The 17,395-nt window shown below is 58.4% G+C and carries 19 protein-coding genes; 13 read left to right on the forward strand and 6 right to left on the reverse strand.

The features are described 5' to 3' along the window. Nucleotides 1-67: 67 nt before the first annotated feature. Nucleotides 68-355: a DUF2782 domain-containing protein gene (locus F8N21_RS18310; RefSeq protein WP_150643456.1), complete on the forward strand. Its 288-nt coding sequence runs from the start codon at nucleotides 68-70 to the stop codon at nucleotides 353-355. Between the two features lie 61 nt (nucleotides 356-416). Then, nucleotides 417-1,367, forward strand: a complete 951-nt coding sequence (locus F8N21_RS18315) for a homoserine kinase (RefSeq protein WP_150643457.1) — start codon at nucleotides 417-419, stop codon at nucleotides 1,365-1,367. 72 nt (nucleotides 1,368-1,439) lie between these two features. On the opposite strand, the gene F8N21_RS18320 is transcribed toward F8N21_RS18315, so the two are convergent. Together F8N21_RS18320 and F8N21_RS18325 are read right to left on the reverse strand one after the other, a co-directional pair. Further along, nucleotides 1,440-2,090 carry an HAD family hydrolase gene (locus tag F8N21_RS18320; protein WP_150643458.1) on the reverse strand — a complete coding sequence of 217 codons (651 nt, stop codon included), beginning with the start codon at nucleotides 2,088-2,090 and terminating at the stop codon, nucleotides 1,440-1,442. 28 nt (nucleotides 2,091-2,118) lie between these two features. Beyond that, nucleotides 2,119-2,664 (reverse strand): gamma carbonic anhydrase family protein, encoded by a 546-nt coding sequence (locus F8N21_RS18325; protein ID WP_150643459.1) that lies wholly within the window; start codon nucleotides 2,662-2,664, stop codon nucleotides 2,119-2,121. A 67-nt stretch (nucleotides 2,665-2,731) separates the two neighbouring features. On the opposite strand from F8N21_RS18325, the gene prlC reads away from it, so the two are divergent. Beyond that, nucleotides 2,732-4,819 (forward strand): oligopeptidase A, encoded by a 2,088-nt coding sequence (prlC, locus tag F8N21_RS18330; RefSeq protein ID WP_191624350.1) that lies wholly within the window; start codon nucleotides 2,732-2,734, stop codon nucleotides 4,817-4,819. Continuing rightward, entirely contained in the window at nucleotides 4,816-5,106 is a 291-nt protein-coding gene (locus F8N21_RS18335) for a YheV family putative zinc ribbon protein (RefSeq protein ID WP_150643461.1), read from the forward strand. The genes prlC and F8N21_RS18335 overlap by 4 nt, the downstream gene beginning before the upstream one ends. A gap of 37 nt (nucleotides 5,107-5,143) precedes the next feature. Here the strand turns inward: F8N21_RS18335 and F8N21_RS18340 are convergent, their stop codons facing one another. Together F8N21_RS18340 and F8N21_RS18345 are read right to left on the reverse strand one after the other, a co-directional pair. Next, nucleotides 5,144-5,785 (reverse strand): tyrosine-protein phosphatase, encoded by a 642-nt coding sequence (locus F8N21_RS18340; RefSeq protein ID WP_150643462.1) that lies wholly within the window; start codon nucleotides 5,783-5,785, stop codon nucleotides 5,144-5,146. Nucleotides 5,786-6,063: 278 nt separating this feature from the next. Then, nucleotides 6,064-6,369, reverse strand: a complete 306-nt coding sequence (locus tag F8N21_RS18345) for a hypothetical protein (protein WP_150643463.1) — start codon at nucleotides 6,367-6,369, stop codon at nucleotides 6,064-6,066. Nucleotides 6,370-6,604: 235 nt separating this feature from the next. Here F8N21_RS18345 and F8N21_RS18350 point away from each other — a divergent pair, with 235 nt between their 5' ends. The 3 genes from F8N21_RS18350 to F8N21_RS18360 all read left to right on the forward strand — a co-directional run bounded on the left by F8N21_RS18350 (nucleotide 6,605) and on the right by F8N21_RS18360 (nucleotide 10,271). After that, the gene (locus F8N21_RS18350) at nucleotides 6,605-7,660 is read left to right on the forward strand and encodes a PA0069 family radical SAM protein (protein ID WP_150643464.1); all 1,056 of its coding nucleotides are present in this window, start codon (nucleotides 6,605-6,607) and stop codon (nucleotides 7,658-7,660) included. A gap of 245 nt (nucleotides 7,661-7,905) precedes the next feature. Next, the gene (locus F8N21_RS18355; protein ID WP_150643465.1) at nucleotides 7,906-8,637 is read left to right on the forward strand and encodes a carbonic anhydrase; all 732 of its coding nucleotides are present in this window, start codon (nucleotides 7,906-7,908) and stop codon (nucleotides 8,635-8,637) included. Nucleotides 8,638-8,729: 92 nt separating this feature from the next. Continuing rightward, on the forward strand, nucleotides 8,730-10,271 hold the full coding sequence (locus tag F8N21_RS18360; RefSeq protein WP_150643466.1) for a SulP family inorganic anion transporter: 1,542 nt from the start codon (nucleotides 8,730-8,732) through the stop codon (nucleotides 10,269-10,271). Nucleotides 10,272-10,474: 203 nt separating this feature from the next. On the opposite strand, the gene F8N21_RS18365 is transcribed toward F8N21_RS18360, so the two are convergent. Continuing rightward, on the reverse strand, nucleotides 10,475-11,125 hold the full coding sequence (locus F8N21_RS18365; protein WP_150643467.1) for a hypothetical protein: 651 nt from the start codon (nucleotides 11,123-11,125) through the stop codon (nucleotides 10,475-10,477). Nucleotides 11,126-11,497: 372 nt separating this feature from the next. Here F8N21_RS18365 and coxB point away from each other — a divergent pair, with 372 nt between their 5' ends. The 4 genes from coxB to F8N21_RS18385 all read left to right on the forward strand — a co-directional run bounded on the left by coxB (nucleotide 11,498) and on the right by F8N21_RS18385 (nucleotide 15,798). Then, nucleotides 11,498-12,625: a cytochrome c oxidase subunit II gene (gene coxB / locus F8N21_RS18370; RefSeq protein WP_150643468.1), complete on the forward strand. Its 1,128-nt coding sequence runs from the start codon at nucleotides 11,498-11,500 to the stop codon at nucleotides 12,623-12,625. Between the two features lie 82 nt (nucleotides 12,626-12,707). After that, complete coding sequence (gene ctaD / locus F8N21_RS18375; RefSeq protein WP_150643469.1) at nucleotides 12,708-14,300, forward strand: cytochrome c oxidase subunit I; 1,593 nt, start codon at nucleotides 12,708-12,710, stop codon at nucleotides 14,298-14,300. A 21-nt stretch (nucleotides 14,301-14,321) separates the two neighbouring features. Beyond that, nucleotides 14,322-14,864 carry a cytochrome c oxidase assembly protein gene (locus tag F8N21_RS18380; RefSeq protein ID WP_150643470.1) on the forward strand — a complete coding sequence of 181 codons (543 nt, stop codon included), beginning with the start codon at nucleotides 14,322-14,324 and terminating at the stop codon, nucleotides 14,862-14,864. A 46-nt stretch (nucleotides 14,865-14,910) separates the two neighbouring features. Beyond that, nucleotides 14,911-15,798 (forward strand): cytochrome c oxidase subunit 3, encoded by an 888-nt coding sequence (locus F8N21_RS18385; protein WP_150643471.1) that lies wholly within the window; start codon nucleotides 14,911-14,913, stop codon nucleotides 15,796-15,798. A gap of 8 nt (nucleotides 15,799-15,806) precedes the next feature. Here the strand turns inward: F8N21_RS18385 and F8N21_RS18390 are convergent, their stop codons facing one another. Beyond that, nucleotides 15,807-16,010: a twin transmembrane helix small protein gene (locus tag F8N21_RS18390; protein ID WP_150643472.1), complete on the reverse strand. Its 204-nt coding sequence runs from the start codon at nucleotides 16,008-16,010 to the stop codon at nucleotides 15,807-15,809. 70 nt (nucleotides 16,011-16,080) lie between these two features. Between F8N21_RS18390 and F8N21_RS18395 the strand changes: the two genes are divergently transcribed. After that, nucleotides 16,081-16,818, forward strand: coding sequence for an SURF1 family protein (locus F8N21_RS18395; RefSeq protein WP_150643473.1), 738 nt, complete (start codon nucleotides 16,081-16,083; stop codon nucleotides 16,816-16,818). Continuing rightward, nucleotides 16,784-17,392 (forward strand): hypothetical protein, encoded by a 609-nt coding sequence (locus F8N21_RS18400; protein ID WP_150643474.1) that lies wholly within the window; start codon nucleotides 16,784-16,786, stop codon nucleotides 17,390-17,392. Before F8N21_RS18395 ends, F8N21_RS18400 begins: the two co-directional genes overlap by 35 nt. Nucleotides 17,393-17,395 lie beyond the last annotated feature (3 nt).

Consider the following 17,395-nt stretch of genomic DNA (forward strand, 5'->3'; position numbering starts at 1 on the left):
ATCAACCTTTTCGGCGGGTCCGGCGCTAGAATAGCGGGACCGTTGAAGACAAAGGGACAAGGTTATCATGCGCACACTAAATCGCTTGCTGCTGGCCAGCTTGTTTGCAATCACTCCATTGGCAGTGATGGCGGCGGATGATGCGCCTTCAGCGGACCCGGATGTAACCATCCGCACCGAAGGCGACAAGACCATTCAGGAGTACCGTCAAAACGGTTTCCTGTATGCCATCAAGATCACTCCGAAGGTCGGTAAACCGTACTTCCTGGTGCGCGCCGATGGCTCCGATGGCAACTTTATCCGCTCGGACGAGCCGGATATGCTGATTCCGTCGTGGAAAATTTTCGAGTGGTAGGTCGTTCTTAACTTTAATCGGCGTTGGCTGGATCGCGGCGCCCGTACTGGCAGTTTTAACCATGTCTGTGTTTACCCCCCTGGCTCGGCCCGAGCTGGAAACCTTTCTCGCCCCTTACGGGCTCGGCCGCCTGCTTGACTTCCAGGGGATTGCCGCTGGTAGTGAAAACACCAATTTCTTCATCAGCCTTGAGCAGGGTGAGTTTGTCCTGACCCTGGTGGAGCGCGGCCCGGTCCAGGAAATGCCGTTCTTCATCGAATTGCTCGACGTGCTGCATGACGCCGATCTGCCGGTGCCTTATGCGCTGCGCACGACAGACGGAGAAGCCTTGCGCGAACTCGCCGGCAAACCGGCGCTGCTGCAACCGCGACTGGCCGGCAAGCACATCAAAGAGGCGAACGCCCAGCACTGCGCGCAGGTGGGTGAGTTGCTCGGTCATCTGCACTTGGCGACCTTGGGTAAAGTCCTCGAGCGCAAGACCGATCGCGGTCTGGACTGGATGCAGGACGAAGGTGCGCAGTTGATGCCAAAGCTGAATCCGGAGCAACGTGGCCTGCTGCAAGGCGCTCTGGATGAGTTCGACCAGTGCAAGGAAAAAATCCTCGCGCTGCCACGGGCCAATATCCACGCCGATCTGTTTCGCGATAATACGATGTTCGAAGGCACGCACCTGACCGGCCTGATCGACTTCTACAACGCCTGTTCAGGACCGATGCTCTACGACGTGGCAATCGCCTTGAATGACTGGTGTTCGGATGAAACCGGGCGGATCGACGGACCGCGTGCGCGGGCCTTGCTGGGTGCTTACGCAACATTGCGGCCCTTTACCGCGGCCGAAGCCGAGTTGTGGCCGACGATGTTGCGGGTGGCCTGTGTGCGTTTCTGGTTGTCACGACTGATCGCCGCCGAATCCTTTGCCGGGCAAGACGTGCTGATTCACGACCCTATGGAGTTTCAGCAGCGTCTGGTGCAACGCCAGACAATCTGTACGCCATTGCCATTCGCGCTGTAAGCGCCATTGTGGACAAGCCTCGCGCCGGCAATTGACCTGGCGGGTGCGAAGCTTGTCGATGAACGGATTTGATCAGCGTTGCAAAAACGCCTGATGCAACTCGCTCAGCGATTCGAAGTGATACGCCGGTTGCTCGGCGCTCAACTCTTCCCGGCTGCCAAAGCCATAGCCCACCGCTGCCGCATCCAGTCCGTTGAGTCGGGCGCCCATCAGGTCGTGTTTGCGGTCGCCGATCATCAAGGTATCCCTTGGATCGAGGCCTTCTTCGGCCAGTAGATGGCGGATCAGCTCGACTTTGTCGGTGCGGGTACCGTCCAGTTCGCTGCCGTAGATCACTTTGAAGTGCTTGGCGAAGTCGAAGTGCCGGGCAATTTCCCGCGCAAACACCCAGGGTTTCGAGGTGGCGATGTATAACTGCCGCCCTTGCCCACTGAGGGTTTCCAGTAGTGGCGTGACGCCATCGAACACGCGTTTTTCATACAATCCGGTAACCTTGAAACGCTCGCGATAGAAATTCACCGCTTCCCAGGCCCTGGCTTCGTCGAAGTCATAGAACTGCATGAAGGCTTGCAGCAGCGGCGGGCCGATAAAGTGTTCAAGTCTGGTCAGGTCCGGCTCATCAATCCCCAGTTTGCTCAGCGCAAACTGGATTGAACGGGTAATGCCTTCGCGAGGGTCAGTCAGGGTGCCATCAAGGTCGAACAAAACACTTTGGTAATGCATGGTGATTCCTGAGTAAATGGCGCAGCGTTCAAGCCTGGTCGTAGCCTTCGGCCAGATGCAGATCCTTGAGCTTCACGTAATTGGCCGCGCTGTAGGTGAAAAAGGCCTGTTCCTTGTCAGTCAGCGCCCGGATTTGCTTGACCGGGCTGCCCACATAGAGAAAACCACTGTCCAGACGTTTGCCCGGTGGCACCAGACTGCCAGCGCCGATGATGACATCGTCCTCCACCACCGCGCCGTCCATGACAATGCTGCCCATGCCAATCAGGATTCGGCTGCCGACCGTGCAACCGTGGAGCATCACTTTGTGGGCAATGGTCACGTCGTCACCGATCAGCAACGGGAAGCCGTTCGGGTTGAAGGGGCCGGCGTGGGTGATATGTAACACGCAGCCGTCCTGCACGCTGGTGCGCTCGCCGATGCGGATGTGGTGCATGTCGCCGCGGATCACCGTCAGCGGCCAGACCGAGCTGTCAGCGCCGATTTCAACGTCGCCGATGACCACCGCCGAGCTGTCGACAAAGGCCCGCTCGCCGAGTATAGGGGTGTGGTTCTGGTAGGTGCGAATGGCCAAGCTGGATTCCCTCTGTGACATTTATTAATGGAGCTGATAGCTGCAGTAAGTGTCGATTGTAATTAAGATGGCCCGATGTTTCTTCCAGCCAAGGTGCCAAACCGTGAGCGTGAACAACCCTCTTCTGCAGCCCTACGACTTGCCGCCGTTCTCGGCGATCCGTGCCGAGCACGTGCAACCGGCCATCGAACAGATCCTCGCTGACAACCGCGCCGCCATCGCCGGCATCCTCGAAAGCCACGGCCAACAGCCTGACTGGGCTGGCCTGGTACTGGCCATGGATGAACTCAACGATCGCCTGGGCGCTGCCTGGAGCCCGGTCAGCCACCTGAACGCCGTGTGCAACAGTCCTGAGCTGCGTGAAGCTTATGAGGCCTGCCTGCCGGCCTTGAGTGCCTATGCCACTGAGTTGGGCCAGAACCGCGAGCTGTTCCAGGCCTTCGAAGCCTTGGCCAATAGCCCGCAATCCGCTGAGTTCGAGATTGCGCAAAAAACCATTCTGGAACACGCCCTGCGCGATTTCCGTCTGTCGGGTATTGATTTGCCCGAGGCGCAACAAAAGCGTTACGCCGAAGTGCAGAGCAAACTCTCCGAACTGGGCAGCCGCTTCTCCAATCAATTGCTCGATGCCACCCAGGCCTGGACCAAACACGTCACCGACGAAGCGGCCCTGACCGGTCTGACCGACTCGGCCAAGGCGCAAATGGCGGCTGCGGCCCAGGCCAAAGGCCTGGATGGCTGGCTGATCAGTCTGGAATTCCCGAGCTATTTTGCCGTGATGACCTACGCCCAGGACCGTGCGCTACGCGAAGAAGTCTACGCCGCCTACTGCACCCGTGCGTCGGACCAGGGCCCGAACGCCGGTCAGAACGACAACGGCCCGGTAATGGAAGAAATTCTCGACCTGCGTCAGGAGCTGGCGCAACTGTTGGGTTTCGCCAGTTTCTCGCAGCTGAGCCTGGCGACCAAGATGGCCGAATCCAGCGATCAGGTGCTGAGCTTCCTGCGCGATCTGGCCAAACGCAGCAAACCGTTCGCCGCGTTGGACCTGGAACAACTCAAGGCCTACGCCGCCGAGCAAGGCTGCCCGGACCTGCAAAGCTGGGACAGCGGTTTCTACGGCGAGAAACTCCGGGAACAGCGTTACAGCGTGGCCCAGGAAGCACTGCGCGCCTACTTCCCGATCGACAAGGTACTGAGCGGCTTGTTCGCCATCGTTCAGCGTCTGTACGGCATCGAGATCGCCGAGCTGAAAGGCTTCGACACCTGGCACCCGGATGTTCGGCTGTTTGAAATCAAGGAAAACGGCCAGCACGTCGGGCGTTTCTTCTTCGACCTGTATGCCCGCGCCAACAAACGCGGCGGTGCCTGGATGGACGGTGCACGCGATCGTCGACGTACCGCCGAAGGCGTGCTGCAAAGCCCGGTGGCGAATCTGGTGTGCAACTTCACCCCGGCAGACAGCGGCAAACCAGCCCTGTTGACCCACGATGAAGTTACCACCCTGTTCCACGAGTTCGGTCACGGCCTGCACCACCTGCTGACCCGCGTCGAGTATTCCGGGGTGTCCGGTATCAATGGCGTGGCCTGGGATGCGGTGGAGTTGCCGAGCCAGTTCATGGAGAACTGGTGCTGGGAGCCGGAAGGCCTGGCGCTGATTTCCGGTCACTACGAAACCGGTGAGCCGCTACCCCAGGACCTGCTGGAAAAAATGCTGGCGGCGAAGAACTTCCAGTCCGGCCTGATGATGGTTCGCCAACTGGAGTTCTCGTTGTTCGACTTCGAGCTGCATGCCACTCACGGTGACGGCCGTAGCGTAGCGCAGGTGCTCGAAGGTATACGTGACGAGGTCTCGGTCATGCGTCCGCCAGCCTACAACCGTTTTCCCAACAGCTTTGCGCATATCTTCGCCGGCGGTTATGCGGCGGGTTACTACAGCTACAAATGGGCCGAAGTGCTGTCGGCTGACGCTTTTTCGAGGTTCGAGGAAGAAGGCGTGTTCAACGCCGAGACCGGTCGTGCGTTCCGTGAAGCGATTCTGGCCCGCGGTGGTTCTCAGGAGCCGATGGTGCTGTTCGTCGATTTCCGCGGACGTGCACCGTCAATTGACGCACTCTTGCGCCACAGCGGCCTGACTGAGGTCGCGGCAGCATGAGTGATGAACCTGTGAGCAAAACCAAAAAACGCTTCATCGCCGGGGCCGTCTGCCCGGCATGCAGCGAGCCGGACAAGTTGATGATGTGGAGCGAAGACGACGTACCGCACCGCGAATGCGTGGCCTGCGGTTATTCCGACACGCTCAACGAGCAAGGACTGTCGGTGCCCAAGGAATTGGGTACCAGGGTCAATGTCTCGGCGTTGAAAGCGCCGGATGCAAAAGTCCAGGCAGTGCAGTTTTTTCCGAATCCGAAGTTGAAGAAAAAGCCTGACGATCAGCACTGAATCTCGACCGCGAAAGTTACCCTTCAAATACCGTCGACTATTCAACGTCGGCGGTTTTGAACCAGCTTTTCATCGAGCAGATCGCGAACGGGCTGGTACTACAGGCTCCGCTGGCCAGCGCAGTGCGCAGTTTTTCGACGTCGGCCTGCATCATGTAGCGAATGCCATCCTTGAAGTGGCTGTTATCTCCAAATCCGCCTTGGGTCATTTCATTCAGGGCCTCCTCTTTAGTCCATCCCTGCACCACCACGCGGTGCATCGCGGCCATCAAGCCGGTGCGATCCGATCCATGTTTGCAGTGCATCAATACCGGGCCTTGGCTTTCGGCGGCCTGTATCGCGCGTACCGCGGCCAATACGTCGGCGTCATCGACGTGGTTGGTTCGATAAGGCAGTTGCACTTGGGTAATGCCGGGCGCCGATAACCAGCTTGAGTCCGATTCCGGCAAGAAGTTGATCACTGTTGCGACCTTGAGTGTCCTCAGCAAGGGGACTGCGCCTTCATCGGGTAAAGCACTACGGTAGAGTGTCGGTGACATCTGGTACAGGTTGTACTGAACTTCGATGGGCTGCGCCCATTCAGCGGGCCTCGACGTAGCTTTCTCGGCTTGAGCCGGTGCCGTCGCGAATATCACCATGAAAGAAAGATACAAAGCAGGTAAGACGCGGATTTTCGACATGCATGAGACGCCAGGCATGAGGAGGACCAATGGAGCGCAGTATTGACCCGAGCCGGTCAAAGACCTGTGAGGTGGAGGTCAAGAATTGTGAAGTATGGGGAAAAAGCGAATGGGTTGACTTACAGAATGATGATATGAAACCGACATCGGCCGACACGCTTGGGTAAATAACGAAACACAATTGGTGGATGCCTGGTCTATATAAATAGATCCCCTGTGCGAAGAAACTTCGTACAGGGTTAATGTCTTTTTTATGTAAGCATGCGCCTAAAGGCTCATCACGGATTGACAATGCTGGTATAAGCCACGGCCAACGCGAGAAGTTTGGCTTTATCCTCATTGTTGATAACACGATTGCCGTCAACATCCGGTGCGGTGGCGCGGATGCTGAAGGAGCGGCCCCCATCCCGGGAGACGGCGGTTACGAAGGTAGAGTCGACAAGGATCTCGGTTTGCACCTGGTTTTCAGCATCCCAACCCAACTCTTTTCGCGCCAGTTGCATGGAAACTTGTGCTTCATTCGGATTGACTGTGGTGGGTGCCAGCAGTTGCATGAAGATACCGCGCTGATTGAAAAATGACATTACTGAATACCTGTATGTTTATTTTAATGATGCGTGTGAGTAAAACTAACCATAGATACTCTTGGCGTCTGTGCAGACTTTATATGTGTCATCGTTTTTCTCCGAGCGACTGTCGCGGACTCGGACCTTCAGACATTCATATAATTTTTAGCACTTCTGAGGTGCCGAACGGTGCTGGTCAGAATTCAGGTACTCGGATACTGTATGTTCATACAGCTTTCGAGGTTCGTTCGAGATGACTCCATTGCCCCCTCGCGGGCGCGGCACCGCAACCAATCCGCACAATCGCTTCGCGCCGAACCGCTCGGTCGCCGAGGACGACGGCTGGTATCAGGAAGTGCCCGAAACCCAAGGCACCGAAGTGCGCATCGAGACGGCGAAAACCATCATCACGCGCAACACCTCGCCGGACCTGCCCTTTGATCGTTCGATCAATCCCTATCGTGGCTGCGAACACGGTTGTATCTACTGCTACGCACGGCCCAGTCATGCCTACTGGGACCTGTCGCCGGGGCTGGATTTCGAGACCAAACTGATCGCCAAGACCAATGCTGGCGATGTACTGGAGCAGCAGCTCTCGAAGCGCGGCTACAAATGCGCGCCGATCAACCTCGGGTCCAATACCGACCCCTATCAACCGATCGAGCGCGAGCACAAAATCACTCGCCGAACCCTGGAGGTGCTGCTGCGCTATCGCCATCCGGTGACGATTATCACCAAGGGCTCGCTGATTCTTCGTGATCTGGATTTGCTCGCGGAACTGGCAAAACAGCACCTGGTGGCCGTGATGATCAGCCTCACCTCTCTGGACGACAAACTCAAACGCATCCTTGAACCACGGGCCGCGGCGCCCAAGGCTCGGCTGCGGGCGATCCGGGTGATGCGGGAGGCGGGAATCCCGGTAGGAGTGCTGTGTTCGCCGATGATTCCGATGATCAACGACAGTGAACTGGAAAGCCTGCTCAACGAAGCCCACGCCGCAGGTGCACAAAGTGCAGCCTATATGATGCTGCGGCTGCCGCTGGAGGTCGCGCCGCTGTTTGAGGAATGGTTGGCCGCCCACTACCCGCAGCGCGCAGCCCACGTGTTGAGCCTGATTCGCCAAAGCCGTGGTGGTGAGCTGTACGACAGTCGCTTCGGCGCACGCATGCGGGGTGAAGGACCCTTTGCCGATTTGCTGGCGCAACGTTTTGCCAAAGCCATCAAACGGCTTGGGTTGAATCGACGAGAGGGTTTCAATCTCGATTGCGAGGCTTTTTGCCCGCCGGGCAGCCAGATGTCGCTGCTTTAGAGGGAATTGACCTATCGTTGAATAGTGTCCACGAAGGGGCGATTTATACGCTGGTCACTTTTTCCCCGACTTGGAACCGGCGTGCTAGAGCGCTTGATTCAGTTTGAGTTAAGTTTCGACAGTTACCTTGTTCATCGAGTGACCGGTTGGTCGCGGTTTGCGGGGGTGGATGTTTTTTATTCAAACACTGGCCTCGTGCCGGATAAAACCGGAAAATTCCCTTAATCCGTCAAAGAGGATGAATCATGAGTGACAAGGATAAACAGCCGTTGGCTGCGTCGGCTTCAACCCTCCCGGAGGCCGAAAGCGCCGATGCAGCGCTGCAGCATATCGTTGACGGCTTTTTGCATTTCCATCACGAGATTTTTCCGCAGCAGGAAGAACTCTTCAAAAAACTCGCCACGGCCCAACAGCCAAGGGCGATGTTCATCGCCTGTGCCGATTCGCGCATCGTTCCGGAATTGATCACCCAAAGCGCCCCTGGCGATCTGTTCGTGACCCGCAACGTGGGTAACGTGGTGCCGCCTTACGGGCAAATGAACGGAGGCGTATCCACCGCCATCGAGTACGCCGTCCTGGCGCTGGGCGTGCAGCACATCATCATTTGCGGGCACTCCGATTGTGGCGCGATGCGCGCGGTGCTCAATCCACAAAGCCTTGAAAAAATGCCCACGGTCAAAGCCTGGCTGCTCCATGCGGAAGTGGCCAAGACGATGGTGCAGGACAACTGTGATTGTGCTGACGAGGCAGAAAGCATGCATGTGCTGACCGAAGAAAACGTCATTGCCCAGTTGCAGCACTTGCGCACTCACCCATCGGTGGCCTCGCGCATGGCCAAAGGTCAGCTGTTTATCCATGGCTGGGTCTACAACATCGAAACCAGTCAAATCAAAGCCTACGACGCGGACCAGGGGTGTTTCCTGCCGCTGGATGGCAGCCATCCGATTCCCGTTGCGACGCCCAAAGCGCGCTTCTAGATCTTCCTAATTATCCTGCTGTGGTTTAGCCGTGGCTGCTGATTCAGCGGTCGGGCTTTGCCACGCCTGAAGAAAGCCTCGGGAGAGTCCTCATGCGTGCTGCACAATTAAAAGCTGTTCTGCCACGGGAGCTGTTGGCTTCGGTGGTGGTGTTTCTCGTCGCCCTGCCCTTGTGCATGGGCATCGCTATTGCTTCCGGCATGCCGCCGGCCAAAGGCCTGATCACCGGGATTATCGGTGGCCTGGTGGTCGGTTGGCTGGCGGGCTCGCCGCTCCAGGTCAGCGGCCCGGCTGCGGGTCTGGCGGTCTTGGTGTTTGAAGTGGTGCGCCAGCACGGGATGGCCATGCTCGGGCCGATTCTGTTGCTGGCCGGCTTTCTGCAACTGGTCGCCGGACGCCTGCGTTTGGGGTGCTGGTTCAGGGTCACGGCACCGGCAGTGGTCTACGGGATGCTCGCCGGGATCGGCGTGTTGATCGTGCTGTCGCAGGTCCATGTGATGCTCGACGGCGCACCCAAGCCTTCCGGGCTGGACAACTTGACCGGCTTCCCCGCTGCTCTGGCTCAGGCATTGCCGACACTGGGTGGCGGGCTCGGCTGGCAAGCCGGGCTGCTCGGGCTGTCGACGATCATGGTGATGTGGCTGTGGGACAAGTTGCGCCCACAGTCGCTGCGCTTTGTTCCTGGCGCCCTGCTCGGTGTCGGCCTTACGACTGTCGCGAGCCTTGTCCTCGCGTTGCAGGTCAAACGCGTCGAAGTACCGGCCAATCTGGCAGACGCGATTGATTGGCTGCGACCGTCCGACTTGCTCAATCTGGCCGATCCTAACCTGTTGATCGCGGCATTCGCCGTGGCCTTTATCGCCAGTGCCGAAACGCTGTTGTCGGCTGCGGCGGTGGATCGCATGCACAACGGACAGCGTTCGGATTTCGATCGGGAATTGTCGGCACAGGGCGTTGGCAACATGCTCTGCGGTCTGCTCGGTGCGCTGCCGATGACCGGGGTGATCGTACGCAGTTCGGCGAATGTGCAGGCTGGCGCGACCACACGGCTCTCGGCGATATTCCATGGCGTATGGTTACTGGCTTTTGTACTGCTGCTGTCCAGTGTGCTGCAAAGCATTCCTGTGGCGAGTCTGGCCGGGGTGTTGGTCTACACCGGGATAAAACTGGTCGACCTCAAGGCCTTTCGCGGGCTTGGTCGTTATGGCCGGATGCCGATGCTGACCTACGCAGCCACAGCCCTGGCAATCATCTTCACTGATCTGCTGACGGGTGTGCTGATCGGTTTTGGCCTGACCTTGGCGAAACTCGCCTGGAAGGCCTCGCGGCTGAAAATCAGCCTGATCGATTTGCCCCCTGAGGGCGAAATGGAGTTGCGCTTGATCGGTGCGGCGACCTTTCTCAAGGTGCCTGCATTGACTCAGGTACTGGCGACCATTCCAGCGGGTGCTACGGTGCATGTGCCGTTGAATAACCTGAGTTACATCGACCATTCCTGCCTTGAGCTGCTGGAGGAATGGGGCCGGGCCAACGCGGCCAAAGGCTCGAAGCTGGTGATCGAGGCGCGTGGCTTGAAGCGCCGGCTGGAAGGGCGATTGCGTACGACGGCAGGGATGGGGTCGGCCGGGATCTGACATAGATCCCGAACCGAGCGCCAATTTGTGGCGAGGGGGCTTGCCCCCGCTCGGCTGCGCAGCAGTCGTAAACCGGCTAATGGGTTTTACCTGACGAAACATGGTGGCTGGTTTTAGGGCCGCTGCGCGGCCGAGCGGGGGCAAGCCCCCTCGCCACAGGGTTCTGTGCTCGGTTTCCAATACCGTGATTGGTATTGAGAGGGTCACACAGCCGGTTGATCGAGCTCCAACTCTACGCCCAGTTGGCGCGACAGGCATGGCCAGCGCTTCCACGCGGCCCCGGTGTCCGGGCTGGCGAGTTTTTCGCGGTAGGTCTCGACAGATTCCAGGGCGAAGCTCTCTTCATTGAGCATTTCGTCTACGGCGTGATGCACCGCCTCATCCAGTTGGTTGGCGAATGCTTCGCCGATCAGCTGGTGGGTGATCAGGTTGGCGACAGTCATGTCCAGCGGGATCAATGGCTGACCAAAATGCTTGATGTAAAGATCGTTGACCTCCTCCACCAGACGAAGAGCCAGGTAGGCTTCGTCCAAAAGGCCATCAAGGCCTGTATGGCCCTCCATGATCGCCGGCGGCTGGATGAAGAACTGCTCGGCGATTTTCAGAACAGGTTTGATCTGATCTTCGATGCCTGCTTCGCGCGCCACTTCATTGGCCGCGTCGAGCAAATCCGGGACTTGTTCTATATAAGCTGTAACAAAACGAGTCAAAACGCCCTTGGCGTCGGCATCGGGTAGCTGGATGGCCGGGTGAAGGTGCGGTAGTTGGGTTTCCAGCTGACGCGTCAAATCGCCGGTTTCGGCTTCATGTTGAAGGGCGTGTTGAATCTGCTCGCGCAATGCGGCGGTGTTCATGAAAACTCCAGGGAACGAGGCAAAGAAATAGGGAAGACATAAGTTAGCTTGCGTGCAAAAACTGCTTAGACGCATTTGTCATAATTATTTCATGGTTATATGCCTACGTTATATCCATTTGCCACCATTCGTCAGGTATCCCTCTCCCTCCGCGGCCTCAGGCGCAAGACCAACCTGTCTCAGCTGATTTACGCCATCGCATTGCGAGGTCTGAGTCGCTGTCTATACTCGGGTCTGTATGGAGTTAGCTGATGACGCCCGACTGCAGGTGCAGCCGAGGTTTCGCGGTTTGAGTTCGTAGTCTGGGGCAGCCGCGTCCTTGGCCGCAGGTGAAAGCCGGCGGGATAAAAAGAACGATAAGGGGAACCCGCAATGATGCGACATCCACAAGTCTGGGTGGGCCTTGTGTTGTGGTCAATATTCAGCCAGGCGCAAGCCGCCTGGACCGTGAATATGGCGCCTGGGGCTACTGAGGTAAGTAACAAGGTATTCGACCTGCACATGACCATTTTCTGGATCTGTGTGGTGATTGGCATCGTGGTTTTCGGTGCCATGTTCTGGTCGATGATCGTCCACCGTCGTTCTACCGGTCAGGTGGCTGCCAAGTTTCATGAAAGTACGACGGTCGAAATCCTGTGGACCATCGTGCCTTTCCTGATTCTGGTGGCGATGGCCATCCCCGCGACCAAAACCCTTATCGAAATCTACGACAGCACGGAATCGGATGTGGACATCCAGGTCACCGGCTACCAGTGGAAGTGGCATTACAAGTACCTGGGCCAGGACGTTGAGTTCTTCAGCAATATGGCCACCCCCGCCGAGCAAATCCATAACCAGGCCACCAAGGGTGAGCACTATCTATTGGAAGTCGACCAGCCGCTGGTGCTGCCGGTCGGTGCCAAGGTGCGCTTTCTAGTGACAGCCGCGGATGTGATCCACTCCTGGTGGGTTCCGGCCTTTGCGGTGAAGCGCGATGCGATTCCGGGCTTCGTCAACGAAGCCTGGACCCGGGTCGAGAAGCCCGGCCTCTACCGCGGTCAATGCACTGAGCTATGCGGCAAGGATCACGGCTTCATGCCGATTGTGGTCGAGGTCAAGTCCAAAGCCGATTACGACACCTGGCTGGCTGAACGCAAAGCCGAGGCCGGCAAACTCAAGGAACTGACTTCCAAAGAGTGGACTCTTGAAGAGCTGGTAGCCCGTGGCGACAAGGTCTACCACACCACCTGCGTGGCCTGTCACCAGGCCGAGGGCCAGGGCCTGCCGCCGATGTTCCCGGCGCTCAAGGGCTCGAAAATCGCCACCGGACCGAAGGAAGGTCACCTGAGCATTGTCTACCACGGCAAGCCAGGCACTTCCATGGCCGCCTTCGGCAAACAGCTTTCGGAAGTCGATATCGCCGCCGTTGTGACCTATGAGCGTAATGCCTGGGGCAACAGCAAGGGCGACATGGTCACGCCCCAAGACGTGCTGGCTCTGAAACAGGCGCAAAGCAAATGACCCGGTCTATTGCGTGTTCCCGGAACCGGTTGGGGCTCATGGCCCTTGACCGCACCGTTCACCCGTTTGCAGGAGACAGGACATGAGTACTTTGACCGATGACCGCACTCATGTTGCCCATGAACACGCCCACGGCCCGGCCAAAGGCTTGATGCGCTGGGTGCTGACCACCAACCATAAAGACATCGGGACCATGTACCTGTGGTTCAGCTTTGCGATGTTCCTGCTCGGCGGTTCGTTCGCCATGGTGATCCGCGCCGAGTTGTTCCAGCCGGGCCTGCAAATCGTCCAGCCGGAATTCTTCAACCAGATGACCACCATGCACGGGCTGATCATGGTCTTCGGTGCGGTGATGCCGGCGTTCGTCGGCCTTGCCAACTGGATGATCCCGTTGATGATCGGTGCTCCGGACATGGCCCTGCCACGGATGAACAACTTCAGCTTCTGGCTGTTGCCGGCGGCGTTCCTGTTGTTGGTCTCGACCCTGTTTTCACCGGGTGGCGGGCCGAACTTCGGCTGGACCTTCTACGCCCCATTGTCGACCACCTACGCGCCGGAAAGCGTGACCTTTTTCATCTTTGCCATTCACTTGATGGGTATCAGCTCGATCATGGGCGCGATCAACGTGATCGCCACCATCCTCAACCTGCGTGCGCCCGGCATGACCTTGATGAAAATGCCGCTGTTCGTCTGGACCTGGCTGATCACCGCATTCCTGTTGATCGCGGTGATGCCGGTGCTGGCCGGTTGCGTGACCATGATGCTGATGGACATCCACTTCGGCACCAGCTTCTTCAGTGCCGCCGGTGGTGGTGATCCGGTGCTGTTCCAGCATGTGTTCTGGTTTTTCGGTCACCCCGAGGTGTACATCATGATCCTGCCGGCCTTCGGTGCCGTCAGCGCGATCATCCCGGCCTTCTCGCGCAAACCGTTGTTTGGTTACACCTCGATGGTCTATGCCACGGCGAGTATTGCCTTCCTGTCATTCATCGTCTGGGCGCACCACATGTTCGTGGTGGGCATTCCGTTGGTGGGCGAACTGTTCTTCATGTACGCCACGCTGCTGATCGCGGTGCCGACCGGGGTCAAGGTGTTCAACTGGGCGAGCACCATGTGGCAAGGCTCGTTGAGCTTCGAGACGCCGATGCTGTTCGCGGTGGCCTTCGTGATCCTGTTCACCATCGGTGGCTTCTCCGGGCTGATGCTGGCCATCGCCCCGGCGGACTTCCAGTACCACGACACCTACTTTGTGGTGGCGCACTTCCACTACGTGCTGGTGCCGGGGGCGATCTTCGGGATCTTCGCCTCAGCCTATTACTGGCTGCCGAAGTGGACCGGGCACATGTACGACGAGACCTTGGGCAAGCTGCACTTCTGGCTGTCCTTCATCGGCATGAACATGGCCTTCTTCCCGATGCACTTTGTCGGGCTGGCGGGGATGCCGCGGCGTATCCCGGACTACAACCTGCAGTTCGCCGACTTCAACATGGTCTCCTCGATCGGTGCCTTCATGTTCGGCGCCACGCAGATCTTCTTCCTGTTCATCGTCATCAAGTGCATCCGCAGCGGCGAACCCGCCCCGGCCAAACCTTGGGATGGCGCTGAAGGTCTGGAGTGGAGCATTCCGTCGCCGGCTCCGTATCACACCTTCACCACGCCGCCGGAGGTGAAATGAACCGCCTGCCGGGAGTCGATCATGGCTGAGTCTGTGCCTATCAAGCGCCTGGTCACCCGCCTGCTGATTCTGGTGGTGGCGATGTTCGCCTTCGGTTTTGCCCTGGTGCCGATCTACGACGTGATGTGCAAGGCGTTCGGCATCAATGGCAAGACTGCCGGGCAGTACGAAGGCACACAGGCGATAGACCAGTCGCGCCAGGTGCGCGTGCAGTTTCTCTCCACCAACTCCATCGACATGGTCTGGGATTTCTACTCCAAGTCCGACGAAATCCTGGTGTATCCCGGGGCGGTCAACGAGATGCTGTTCGTGGCCTACAACCCGACCGATCACCCCATGACCGCCCAGGCGATTCCGAGTATTTCTCCGGCCGAGGCGGCGATGTACTTCCACAAGACCGAGTGTTTCTGCTTCACCCAGCAGGTTTTGCAGCCGGGGCAGCGGATCGAGATGCCGGTGCGTTTCATCGTTGACCGCGACATGCCCAAGGATGTGAAACACCTGACGCTGGCTTACACGCTGTTCGATATCACCGCTCGCCATCCACCTGTGGCCACTAACTGATCCAGGTAGCCAGGCGTTGAAGCGTGCCCGATAAGGAGAACAATAAATGGCAACTCACGAGCATTATTACGTTCCAGCCCAGAGCAAATGGCCGATCATTGCCACGTTTGGCATGCTGATCACCATGTATGGTCTGGGTACCTGGTTCAATGACCTCAAGGCCGCACGACCGGAATCCCACGGGCCGCTGATTTTCTTTATCGGCAGCCTGCTGCTGGCCTACATGCTGTTCGGCTGGTTTGGCACGGTGATCAAGGAGAGCCGCTCCGGTTTGTACAGTGCGCAGATGGATCGCTCATTTCGCTGGGGGATGAGCTGGTTCATCTTCTCCGAAGTGATGTTCTTCATCGCGTTCTTCGGTGCGCTGTTTTACGTGCGAAACATTTCCGGCCCGGCGTTGGGTGGCGAGGGGGCCAAAGGTGTCGCGCACATGCTATGGCCGAACTTCGAGTTCATCTGGCCACTGCTGAACAACCCCGACCCGAAACTCTTTCCAGCACCCAAGGAGGTCATCAGCCCCTGGGGGTTGCCGTTGCTCAACACGGTGTTGCTGGTCAGCTCCAGTGTGACCTTGACCATCGCCCACCATGCCTTGAAAAAAGGTCATCGCGGCGCGCTGAAAATCTGGCTGGCGATCACGGTCTTGCTGGGCTGCGGGTTCCTTGGCTTTCAGGCCGAAGAATATATCCACGCCTATCACGAGCTGGGTCTGACCCTGGGCTCGGGTGTCTACGGTGCGACTTTCTTCATGCTCACCGGCTTTCACGGCGCCCACGTGACCATCGGCACCATCATCCTGTTCGTGATGATGATGCGGATCCTGCGCGGGCACTTCAATGCCGAGCATCACTTCGGCTTCGAAGCGGCCGCTTGGTATTGGCACTTCGTCGATGTGGTGTGGATCGGTTTGTTTGTCTTTGTGTACGTGCTCTGACGTTTTGCTTACCAGGGCGCGTGGGACACCAGCTGGCCGCTGAAGAAACCCCAGGCAATCAAGCCGACGGTGATGGCGGCCAGGCTGACACGAACAGTCAGGGCAATGACCAGTCGGTTCGAATTGCTTTCGTCCTTGACCAGAAAGAACAGGCCACTGAACAGGCTGATGACCGTGGCAATCAGCAACAGGACGATTGCGGCTTTAAGCATGGTGATACTCCGGGGGGAACGCGATGCGAGTCAGTATAGCTAGTCGAATTCCTGCATCTGCGGCGACGCCATGAATGGTTTTCGTCCGGGCATTGCACCGACCCTTGTGGTTCTGGTGCTGCTGCCACTGATGATCTTCCTCGGCTTCTGGCAATTGGACCGGGGCGAACAGAAACGCCTGCTGCTCGACAGCTACGCCGATCGCCGGGCGGCGCAACCGGTTGCCCTCGAGCAATTGCCGGATGAGGACCCGGCGTTCCGGCGAGTGCGCCTGCACGGGCAGTTCGACGCCGAGCACAGCTTCCTGCTGGATAACCGCATCCGCGACGGCAAGGTCGGGGTCGAGCTGCTGCAAGCGTTTTTCGACCAGCCCAGCGGCCTGTGGTTGTTGCTCAATCGCGGCTGGCTGCCATGGCCGGATCGGCGCATCCCACCGGTGTTCACCACCCCCACGCAAACGCTGGACCTCGATGCCTGGGTCTATGTCGCCCCGGGCGCAACCTTCCAGCTGCATGCCGACCCGGTGGGCGCGAAGTGGCCGCGGCTGGTGACGGCAGTGGCTCCGGCCAGCCTTTGGGCCGAGTTGGGGCGTAACGGTTTTGCCTTTGAGCTGCGCGCAGAAAGCGGTCCTGCCACCTACCAGGCCGATTGGCCGGTAGTGGCCATGGGGCCGGAAAAGCATCTCGGTTATGCCGTGCAGTGGTTCGCCATGGCGGTGGCACTGTTCGGCCTTTATCTCTATCTCGGTTGGCACAACGCAAGGGAGAAACACCATGGGAGCGGCCATGAATCCACCCAACATGTCTGAGACGCGCAAGTCCCCAAGTCGTCGACGCGGACGCTGGCAGCTGATCCTGATCCTGATGATGGTGATCGGCCCGATGGTCCTCGCCACCGGCATGTACAAATGGCAGTTCTGGGTTCCGGAAAGTCGCAGTTATCACGGCGAATTGATCGGCAACGGTCAGACTCGCGCCGACCTTGGCGTGCAGGCTGACGAAAGCCGCTGGCAGATTCTGGTCAGTGCACCACAGGACTGTTCCGTGGACTGCCAGCAGTTGGTTTACATGGCGCGACAAATCCAGATCGGTCTGGGCCGCGACGCCTCTCGCGCTACTCATGCACTGGCTGTCGCCCAGCCGCTGAGTGCCGATTACGACGCTAAACTGAAACTCGAGTACCCGCAGCTGCAGCGCTATTCACTTGATCTGCCGATCTTCACTCAAGGTGTCGGGGGCAAGGCCGCGCAGGGCCATGGTACGGCGCAACTGTGGATCATCGATCCCCACGGCAACCTGGTGTTGCGCTATGACGCCAGGGTCAAAGGCAAGGATTTGCTCAACGACCTGCGCCATCTGCTGAAACTGTCGAACATCGGATAAGGG

The organism is Pseudomonas fluorescens (assembly GCF_902497895.1).
GTDB lineage: Bacteria > Pseudomonadota > Gammaproteobacteria > Pseudomonadales > Pseudomonadaceae > Aquipseudomonas > Aquipseudomonas fluorescens_BP.

Excerpts from the sequence above, each read along its gene's own strand:
- F8N21_RS18310 (WP_150643456.1), top strand. The coding sequence starts at position 68 with ATGCGCACACTAAATCGCTTGCTGCTGGCCAGCTTGTTTGCAATCACT.
- F8N21_RS18315 (WP_150643457.1), top strand. The coding sequence starts at position 417 with ATGTCTGTGTTTACCCCCCTGGCTCGGCCCGAGCTGGAAACCTTTCTC.
- F8N21_RS18320 (WP_150643458.1), bottom strand. The coding sequence starts at position 2,090 with ATGCATTACCAAAGTGTTTTGTTCGACCTTGATGGCACCCTGACTGAC.
- prlC (WP_191624350.1), top strand. The coding sequence starts at position 2,732 with ATGGCCCGATGTTTCTTCCAGCCAAGGTGCCAAACCGTGAGCGTGAAC.
- F8N21_RS18335 (WP_150643461.1), top strand. The coding sequence starts at position 4,816 with ATGAGTGATGAACCTGTGAGCAAAACCAAAAAACGCTTCATCGCCGGG.
- F8N21_RS18340 (WP_150643462.1), bottom strand. The coding sequence starts at position 5,785 with ATGTCGAAAATCCGCGTCTTACCTGCTTTGTATCTTTCTTTCATGGTG.
- F8N21_RS18345 (WP_150643463.1), bottom strand. The coding sequence starts at position 6,369 with ATGTCATTTTTCAATCAGCGCGGTATCTTCATGCAACTGCTGGCACCC.
- F8N21_RS18350 (WP_150643464.1), top strand. The coding sequence starts at position 6,605 with ATGACTCCATTGCCCCCTCGCGGGCGCGGCACCGCAACCAATCCGCAC.
- F8N21_RS18355 (WP_150643465.1), top strand. The coding sequence starts at position 7,906 with ATGAGTGACAAGGATAAACAGCCGTTGGCTGCGTCGGCTTCAACCCTC.
- F8N21_RS18360 (WP_150643466.1), top strand. The coding sequence starts at position 8,730 with ATGCGTGCTGCACAATTAAAAGCTGTTCTGCCACGGGAGCTGTTGGCT.
- F8N21_RS18365 (WP_150643467.1), bottom strand. The coding sequence starts at position 11,125 with ATGAACACCGCCGCATTGCGCGAGCAGATTCAACACGCCCTTCAACAT.
- coxB (WP_150643468.1), top strand. The coding sequence starts at position 11,498 with ATGATGCGACATCCACAAGTCTGGGTGGGCCTTGTGTTGTGGTCAATA.
- ctaD (WP_150643469.1), top strand. The coding sequence starts at position 12,708 with ATGAGTACTTTGACCGATGACCGCACTCATGTTGCCCATGAACACGCC.
- F8N21_RS18380 (WP_150643470.1), top strand. The coding sequence starts at position 14,322 with ATGGCTGAGTCTGTGCCTATCAAGCGCCTGGTCACCCGCCTGCTGATT.
- F8N21_RS18385 (WP_150643471.1), top strand. The coding sequence starts at position 14,911 with ATGGCAACTCACGAGCATTATTACGTTCCAGCCCAGAGCAAATGGCCG.
- F8N21_RS18390 (WP_150643472.1), bottom strand. The coding sequence starts at position 16,010 with ATGCTTAAAGCCGCAATCGTCCTGTTGCTGATTGCCACGGTCATCAGC.
- F8N21_RS18395 (WP_150643473.1), top strand. The coding sequence starts at position 16,081 with ATGAATGGTTTTCGTCCGGGCATTGCACCGACCCTTGTGGTTCTGGTG.
- F8N21_RS18400 (WP_150643474.1), top strand. The coding sequence starts at position 16,784 with ATGGGAGCGGCCATGAATCCACCCAACATGTCTGAGACGCGCAAGTCC.